The sequence below is a fragment of the Moorena sp. SIO3B2 genome (assembly GCF_010692525.1).
In the GTDB taxonomy this organism is placed as follows: domain Bacteria; phylum Cyanobacteriota; class Cyanobacteriia; order Cyanobacteriales; family Coleofasciculaceae; genus Moorena; species Moorena producens.
Map to the genome: position 1 here is coordinate 86,064 of NZ_JAAHHE010000023.1, position 7,760 is coordinate 93,823.

General features: G+C 45.7%; 10 protein-coding genes. 3 read left to right on the forward strand and 7 right to left on the reverse strand.

Annotated elements, in window-relative coordinates; all coding sequences use genetic code 11:
• Positions 1 to 134: 134 nt before the first annotated feature.
• From F6K38_RS08155 to F6K38_RS08165, 3 genes are read right to left on the reverse strand one after another with little or no spacing between them, the layout of a single operon-like run.
• Complete coding sequence (locus tag F6K38_RS08155; RefSeq protein ID WP_287249356.1) at positions 135 to 374, reverse strand: hypothetical protein; 240 nt, start codon at positions 372 to 374, stop codon at positions 135 to 137.
• Positions 355 to 2,199, reverse strand: coding sequence for a pentapeptide repeat-containing protein (locus tag F6K38_RS08160; RefSeq protein WP_008182955.1), 1,845 nt, complete (start codon positions 2,197 to 2,199; stop codon positions 355 to 357). Before F6K38_RS08160 ends, F6K38_RS08155 begins: the two co-directional genes overlap by 20 nt.
• Positions 2,200 to 2,236: 37 nt before the next feature.
• Positions 2,237 to 3,139 carry a hypothetical protein gene (locus F6K38_RS08165; RefSeq protein ID WP_008182953.1) on the reverse strand — a complete coding sequence of 301 codons (903 nt, stop codon included), beginning with the start codon at positions 3,137 to 3,139 and terminating at the stop codon, positions 2,237 to 2,239.
• A 603-nt stretch (positions 3,140 to 3,742) separates the two neighbouring features.
• On the opposite strand from F6K38_RS08165, the gene F6K38_RS08170 reads away from it, so the two are divergent.
• Positions 3,743 to 4,012, forward strand: coding sequence for a hypothetical protein (locus F6K38_RS08170; RefSeq protein ID WP_131826833.1), 270 nt, complete (start codon positions 3,743 to 3,745; stop codon positions 4,010 to 4,012).
• 79 nt (positions 4,013 to 4,091) lie between these two features.
• Here F6K38_RS08170 and F6K38_RS08175 read toward each other — a convergent pair whose 3' ends face one another.
• The 3 genes from F6K38_RS08175 to F6K38_RS08185 form a co-directional block, all read right to left on the reverse strand.
• A complete protein-coding gene (locus tag F6K38_RS08175; protein ID WP_044492818.1) occupies positions 4,092 to 5,171 on the reverse strand; it encodes an MraY family glycosyltransferase in 1,080 nt (359 codons plus the stop codon).
• Between the two features lie 113 nt (positions 5,172 to 5,284).
• Entirely contained in the window at positions 5,285 to 5,521 is a 237-nt protein-coding gene (gene sipA / locus F6K38_RS08180; RefSeq protein ID WP_008182949.1) for a regulatory protein SipA, read from the reverse strand.
• Positions 5,522 to 5,528: 7 nt separating this feature from the next.
• Positions 5,529 to 5,771, reverse strand: a complete 243-nt coding sequence (locus tag F6K38_RS08185) for a hypothetical protein (protein ID WP_131826832.1) — start codon at positions 5,769 to 5,771, stop codon at positions 5,529 to 5,531.
• Here F6K38_RS08185 and F6K38_RS08190 point away from each other — a divergent pair.
• On the forward strand, positions 5,752 to 5,916 hold the full coding sequence (locus tag F6K38_RS08190; RefSeq protein ID WP_154659757.1) for a hypothetical protein: 165 nt from the start codon (positions 5,752 to 5,754) through the stop codon (positions 5,914 to 5,916). The two genes, F6K38_RS08185 and F6K38_RS08190, sit on opposite strands and share 20 nt — an antisense overlap.
• Before the next feature lie 2 nt (positions 5,917 to 5,918).
• On the opposite strand, the gene F6K38_RS08195 is transcribed toward F6K38_RS08190, so the two are convergent.
• On the reverse strand, positions 5,919 to 6,974 hold the full coding sequence (locus tag F6K38_RS08195) for a sirohydrochlorin chelatase (RefSeq protein ID WP_008182946.1): 1,056 nt from the start codon (positions 6,972 to 6,974) through the stop codon (positions 5,919 to 5,921).
• A gap of 209 nt (positions 6,975 to 7,183) precedes the next feature.
• Here F6K38_RS08195 and F6K38_RS08200 point away from each other — a divergent pair.
• The coding region (locus tag F6K38_RS08200) for a Crp/Fnr family transcriptional regulator (RefSeq protein ID WP_287356432.1) at positions 7,184 to 7,760 on the forward strand (577 nt) is incomplete at its 3' end.

The window sequence follows — 7,760 nt, forward strand, 5'->3', positions numbered from 1 at the left end:
AGCTTTTAGCTCACGCTTCGCGAACAGCTCAAAATAAACCTTCCGTAGCGTGGGCAAACATGATAATTTAAAGGTGGGCTTGACCCATTAAGAATTAAATTCGCCACGGGTCGCACCTAATAGTTCGAGATTAATCAGAATTTAAAGTCTGGGGAAAAGCCCTTGGCCACGCTACTTGAGATGCTTTGTGGCACAGGCTTTGGCCTTGGCCTTTCGGCCACGCTACGCGAATGGCCACGCTGTGCGAACGACGCTGAGACTTTCCCCATAAGCTGTTCGCGTAGCGTGCGCGTAGCGCATAAGCTGATAGCTGATAGCTGATAGCTGAAGGCTTGCCTTTTGCCTTCTAACAGCTCAGCGGTGAAGCGTACCATCAGGCATAATTGCCCCACTGATAAAGGTATTGCTCAAGTCAACATCACTCAGGTCTACCCCAGCTAGTTTAGCATCCTTAAGTTGTGCCCCATGGAGATTAGCACCACTTAGAGTGGCCTTGGTTAAGTCAGCACCAATTAAATTTGCCCCTAACAGGTCAGCACCTGTCAAATTAGCCCCTGCTAAGTTTGCCTGACTCAGGTTTGCCCCCCAAAGGTCAGCTTGACTGAGATTAGCCCCACTTAGGTCAGCTTGACTAAGGTCAACTCCTCCTAAGTTGACTCCACTCAAATCTTTCCCTGACAGGGAAGCAACAGGCACAATGCAATATGCTCCCAACTTACTAGGGTCAAACCCTTCCGGAAATTGAGTAGTTTGGTTATAGAGCGATCGCTCAAATTTAGCATCTTCGAGATTAGCACAGCGCAGATCTGCACCAAGCAAATTTACCTTACTCAAGTTAGCTCCCCCGAGATCAGTCCCACTTAACTCTTGATCTGAAAATGATACACCGGGGGCAATTAAGTAGGCTCCGTGTTGGCTGGGGTCAAACCCTTCCGGAAATCGAGTGGCTTCATCGTAGAGCGCTCCGAGCAAATTGACTCCTTCGAGATTAACCGAGAAAAGATCTGCCCCGAACAGGCTGACTTTGCTCAAATCTGCCCTACTCAAGTCAGCTCCTCTGAGGTCAGCCCTCTGAAGATTTAGCCCAAACAGAGACACATCCGGAGCAATGAGATATGCGCCATGGGCTGTGGGGTCAAAATCTTCAGGAAATTGAGTCTGTTGGTTATAAATTGCTCCTTTGAGGTTAACCCCTTCGAGATTAGTGGCCGACAGATCTACTCCAAACAAGTTAACTCTCCTTAAATCTGCTCCCCTGAAATCCGCGCCACTAATTAGGCTCAACCATAAGTCCGCTCCCCGCAAATCCGCTTCCTGTAGATCGGCTTCTCGTAGATCCGCTTCCCAGAATTGAACTCCTCTTAAATTGGCTTTCCTTAAATTAGCTCTAAGCAAAGATATACCAAAAAAGTGACCCTGACTCAGGTCAACTTGGGATAAGTCTGCTTCGCTTAAGTCCACGCCACTGAGGTTTGACTGACTCAGGTTAGCCATTGGTAGAGATACACCAGGAGCAATTAAATGTGCTCCTGCCTTCACTGGGTCAAAATCTTCAGGAAACTGAGTGGTTTCGTCGTAGAGTATACCGCTCAGGGTTGCATTTAGAAGCTTAGCACCCTTCAGGTTTGCCCCCATCAGATTGGAGCGGCTCAAATTAGCTCCTGTTAGGTCAACATCCTGTAAGTCAGCCCCAATCAAGCAAGCACGGGTTAGATTAGCTTGTTTGAGATCAGCGCCTTTGAGGTTAGTTTTCCACAGGTCAGCTCTAGTCAAATTCGCACCGCTTAAATTGGTATCACTGAGATCTACCCCACTCAATTTAGCTTCTGTTAGTAAAGCCTCGGGGGCAATTAAATAAGCTCCTGCCTTGGTAGGGTCGAAATTTGGCGGAAACTGAGTGGAAAAATTGTATAGTGTAGTATGGAGGTTAGTTAAGTGTAGAATAGCTTCGCTCAAGTCTGCCTGACCCAGATTAGCACCACATAGAACAGCTTGACTTAAGTCGGCTTCCCTCAAATTAGCTCCCCAGAGATCAGCGCTACTGAGATTAGTGCCAGTAAGAATTGCTTGACTCAGGTCGGCTCGCCATAAAACTACCCGTTCCAGATTTACCTGGCTGAGGTTGACTTGACTTAAGTCAGCTCCACTAAAATCTCTTTCCCCAAGAGAATATTGTGACTGAATGTCCTCAGTATTCATATTGTTTACGATAGTTTAAATTTAAAAATATTCCAAATTAATTATTAGATAATACCTCCTGTTCCCAATTCCAAATTACATAGCCTTTATCGATATGAGTAATTACTATTTTATCCAGCTGATCAGCTACCTTAGACAAGATAGCGATCAGTTGTTCTTGGGTTTTTTCTAATCGTAAAAAACTGTAGTATTGACCATCAACGTTAATGGCTAATAAGCGTCTGCTTAAATGAGGTACGTTAATCCAGCAGATTTGGTAATCCTGACGGGATTTAATAATATGACTGGAGGATAATTCCAAATCCTGAAGGAGAGCAAGAGCAGGAACAGGGGAAGCTCCGAGTTGAACTGAATTATTGTTTTGGGATTCAGGGTAAAACTTGAGTTGGTTGGCATTTACAGCCATCCCTCTAGTTTGAGCTACTCTATTCCGTTTAAACTGAATAACTTTATTGGTTGCAACAACACCATAGGGTTGTTCAACAGCAAACGATTGAGTGTTAGGAGGAGTTAGTGCTCGACCTCTGACCCAATCATCGGTCTGGGTAAGAGCTATTGCTGAAACATCTGGTTGGTATTCTGGAACATCTGGTTCATCCTCTGGTTCGGATTCGGCTTGGTTGAGGGATTGGATCTGCTGGAGGAGTTGTCTGTTGTTTTCTCTGACTGATGCTTGGTATTTTTGCCATTGCCTTCCCACTTCAACAGTGCCAAGACCAGCTAACACACTCACTAGGATGGCAACGCCAAGATAAGGAATTGCTAAATCCTTATGGTCTTCATGGAAGATAGGTTTAAGTTCGACGTTGAAAAACGGTTTAACTTCAACAACGATTGGTTTTGATTTGTTGAAAACAAACGGTAAGGTCAAACTAGAAAATATCGTGCTGGAGATAACTACAGCTGGTAGTAAGAGATTAATTAAGGGGTAATTGGTCATCTTTAACCGCTGCAAGCAAGAAATTGGGTAAAGCGATGCAGAGGTGCGACCCGTGGCGAATTTAATTACGGGTCAAGGGCACCTAAGCGGTCTTGGGAGAAACCCCTACTCGCGCTTTGCATCAATAAGTGATCTGTTAAATTGCGGTAGTCTTGCTGCTTACTGAAGAGGGCGGCTTTGTTGCTAGCAAATCGCCTCAAAGCAGGTGATTTAATCGGGATATAATAATAAAATGCATATTATATCATTTAATCCCAATTAAATTATGTAGGGTCTGACCCCCAATTTATTTTAGCAGCGGTCTCGTATAATATGTCAATTTAATTGACAATTTAATATATCTTAATATATGAAGCACCACCACCTGCCTAAGGGCGAGGTGGTGGTATCCAAGTAGGACACTCTTCTCGATAGAGACAGCTACCCGTATACTCGGAAACCGCGCTTCTCGGTGAACAGCAGGGACTTTTGCCATACTGAACCTCGTTCTCATTTCCGGCTAGAGCCTATAGAAACAAATTCTGTATTTGGTTATGTATCGTTATTTGGCGCAAGCTCCCTACTTTTCTAATCGGGCGACACCAAGACTTAAGAGTTACGAACTTGGCTACATCGGTCTTATATCTACCCTTAATTCCCAGCTTTCTTGGTCTGGAGGGTAATAGTGCCAAAGTAGTTAAGCAAATTATACCACAAATGCCAACCCACTTCCCTTGCGCCCTAACCACCACTTGCTATCGCGAAGATGGTGGAATGCGGGCTGATTGTCCGTTCAATTCCAGAGCAAGAGTAGTCAGCTTACGCCCTACGCACATGCTGCTCTTGCCAGCACTGACCAGGGCATTGCTGACTATCGTTTGGGATACCAAGTAGAGTTGGGTCAGTTACCAATTACCCATGACCCATGACCAATTACCGATTACCCTGAATCATTCCACAATTGGGCAACGCTTCATTTCGCTCTAATTCTTTGCAAAACAGTAATGCCTAACAGCAAAATGATACCCCCTGTCGTGGCATAGATCACCCTAGGAGTCATATCTTGTAGTTTCATCGCTAGCCAGTTAGACACTAAGGTAATGCCCCAAAGGATAAGGGCAACATAGCGCTGGGAAAAACCAAAGGCTAACAAGCGGTGATGTAGGTGGTCTTTACCTGGGGTAGTTAGAGGGTTTTTACCATTGATCAACCGTCGCACAAATACCTGAGTAGTATCTAGAACTGGCAATAGCAAAAACACTACTGGAGGGACTAGGGCAAATACCGTAGTCACTTTTAAAGACCCTAAAATGCTGCTGGCAGCTAGTACATACCCGAAAAAGTACGCACCTGCATCTCCCATAATAATGTGGGAAGGATGGAAGTTATGGCGCAAAAAGCCAAGAGCTGACCCCCCTAGGGCTGCCAGAAGCAATGTTGCTGCGGCACGACTGGGAAACTGAGCTGAAACCGCTAACAGGCTCATAGCAGTAATAAAGCTGACCCCTGCTGCTAAACCATCCATCCCATCCATAAGGTTAATGGCATTAGTAATACCCACAACCCATAGAACCGTAAGTAACATGGAGAGTTGGACATCAATCGGAGTCCCGAAGGTGGCTTTAATCCCTGCACCACTAGCCACTAACAACAGGGCAGCAATAATTTGAACCGACAAGCGTACATAGGCAGGCAAACCAAATTGATCATCAATAAAACCTACCAGTACCAGAACCGAGCCCCCCAGGAGAATAGTCAGCACTTGAGCTAACACCCCTTCGATGACAATCGGTCTAAGGAGAGTAGCTAGTACCAGTGCAGCTACGACTCCGGTATAGATAGCTAAGCCTCCTGCATTGGGTAAGGGTTCTTGGTTAAGCCGCCGAGCATTGGGTTGGTCAGCCCAACCAACCTCCAAGGCAAATGAGCGTAAAGTTGGCATCAAGCATCTAGTCACTGCCCATGCCAATCCGAAAGTTAATATGACTGCCAGCCAGCCACTTCCCCTAGGGTTGGCAATTCCGAGGGACTGTAGGAAGCTGTACACATCTATCTCCCAAGTCACGTTCAGACTGCAAAATTGTAATCGCTATGGATAATATTAAGCTCATCTTGTAAATAAGGTACATGGGCAGAAGCACATCAGCAGGAAAAAGCGATTAGCATTTAGGGGTTTGGATTTTCCTCCTGAACTAACTCAATGTACTGACTATCGATCAGAAATGCTCCTCTAGAAAAGCGAACACCCCAGTATCCTCCTGGACGTCGGTCGAGGATTACTCCCTCTTCCCCAACTTTAATCACATCAGGAGGTCGTAACATGGGCATTGGTTCAGCAGTTTTGACGTAGCGTGGTAATGTAATTACTCTTACGCGATCGCCAACGTTAAAGTCTTGAGACATTGGTCAGTCAAAAAAGGTTATGGGGTTGAAGGTTGTTCGCGAAGCGTGGCCTATTGGCCAAGGTTATGGGGTTAAAGGTTGAAGGTTGAAGGTTGAAGGTTGAAGGTTGAAGGTTATGGGGTTGAAGGTTGAAGGTTATGGGGTTGTTCGCCTTTGGCGTTCGGTGTAGGGTAGGTTCTTTGGTTGAATGTTGTTCTTGCCCAGGCGTCCCTTGTAGTATAGGTTGGAGGTTGTCTGGATTAACCTTCAAGCTGTTAACCTTCAAGCTGTTAACCTTAAACCTGTCAACCTTCAACCAGCCAACCTTCAACCTTCAACCAGCCAACCTTCAACCTTCAACCAGCCAACCTGTTAACCTTGGCCAAAAGGCCACGCGATCGCGTTCAACCTGTTAAGCCTAGGGTGCTTGCCAAATACGCTGGTGGTATTTTTCCAAATCTTGATAGGGGTCTGGAGTATTGTGATTATGCTGGTGAGAGTGGTGGTGGTGGTGATGCCCGTGGTGATGGTGGTGGGAGTGTCCGTTGTCAGCACCATTACCAATCGCTGCTAGGCGGAACTTACACATCTCACAATTCATCTGCACTTGCCCCAACTGAGCCTCGATTTCTCGGTCCCTGAGCACAGATAGCAGCTGAGGCTGAATTCCCATTTCTGGTAAACAGGTCAAGGGAATCTCTGGATAAAGTTTCTGCTGCTGAGCTGTGATATCAAAAATCTTTTTTACTAAAGCCCCGGTAAATAGGAAGTAAGGAAGTACTATAATATGCTTAGGTTGGTAGAGTCGGGCGCGACGGAAGCCTTCTTCTAACCGAGGATGGGTAATGCCAATAAAGCAGGTTTCCACAGTTTTATAGCCACTGCCTTCCCAGAGCATGCGAGCCATTTTGTAAACATCACCATTAGCATCAGGGTCACTGGAGCCACGACCAACAAATAGAAGTACTGTGTCCTTTTTTAAGGCTAGAGGTTGTTGTGTTGAAGGTTCTAGATGGGAACGTTCACCGTTCAACTGGCTAACGGGTAACTCTGGTTGGGGTTGGTCAAGTTTGGCAAGCCGTTGCCGCCATAAATCCAGAATTCCCGTAGTAATTCCAAAATGACGCCCGTAGTGAAATTTGACTTGGGGATATTTTGCCCTTGCCCGGTCTAACTCGTTAGTAACATCAAATTTATTGTGGCGAGCTGCAAACAGTAAAATCGGTAATACAGTCAATTCTGTATAACCCTGCTGGACACAACTCTCTACTCCTTGTTGAATAGTTGGACCAGTCAGTTCCAAAAAACAAGGCACTACTGGCCGAGAACGGTTCAAGGTTTGATAGGTGTGGGCAAAATCAAGGAAAGTCTGACGCCCATCGGGGTCTCTAGTGCCGTGACCAACCATTAATAAAGGGCGTTTTAGCGGTAGGGGAGATAGGGACAATGACTCATCTGTGACATCGATCTTCATACTTCATCCTTGATCATTCATAGCTCATACTTCTACGTCATACTTACATAATTAATTTTATAAAGGGCATTTTAGTGGTAGGCAGGTTAAGGACAATGACTCAGAGGTAACATCGATCTTGTTCCTCTGTGTAATGGCTTAATCTCTTGATTACCGACCCTTTACCTTATTGCCTTAAGGTAGGGAAAGTATCCACCAGAGTTGCCCCTATGCACCAATTTTCGAGAGCAATTCTACAGAGAAAGCAGCAAGAGCCAAAGGTTAAACGCCGATTGCATTTCTACGCTAGGGGTGAGCATATCCCTCTAGTAGCACAGGGTGTTTGGGAGGTAGACGAAGGCCGAGTCCAGCTGAGTACCCTTTCCCCAGAAGGGGAGGAGATATGGTTGGGTTGGGCAGAGTCTTCTGCATTCTTTGGCAATTGGTTTTCTGTGCTGTCAAGTTATCAGGCAATCGCCCTAACTGATGTCCGTCTCAAATGGTATTCTTTAGCCGAAATCAACAATTCTCCCTATATAGCCCAAACTATTTTACCCCAACTAGTGCGTCGGATGCGACAGACAGAGATCCTGTTAGCAATCTCGGGTCAGCGCCGGGTTGAGGTACGCTTACAACATTTACTATTGCTGTTAAAACGGGAAGTTGGTGAGCCAGTAGCAGAGGGTATTCGGATTGGAATGCGTCTTACTCATCAGGATTTAGCTAATGGGATTGGAACGACGCGGGTTACAGTTACCCGACTGCTCAGCAAGTTCAAGAATGAGGGAGCCATTACTATTGATAGCG

Coding starts and splice junctions, on each gene's coding strand:
- F6K38_RS08160 (WP_008182955.1), bottom strand. CDS start 2,199: ATGAATACTGAGGACATTCAGTCACAATATTCTCTTGGGGAAAGAGAT.
- F6K38_RS08195 (WP_008182946.1), bottom strand. CDS start 6,974: ATGAAGATCGATGTCACAGATGAGTCATTGTCCCTATCTCCCCTACCG.
- sipA (WP_008182949.1), bottom strand. CDS start 5,521: ATGTCTCAAGACTTTAACGTTGGCGATCGCGTAAGAGTAATTACATTA.
- F6K38_RS08155 (WP_287249356.1), bottom strand. CDS start 374: ATGGTACGCTTCACCGCTGAGCTGTTAGAAGGCAAAAGGCAAGCCTTC.
- F6K38_RS08165 (WP_008182953.1), bottom strand. CDS start 3,139: ATGACCAATTACCCCTTAATTAATCTCTTACTACCAGCTGTAGTTATC.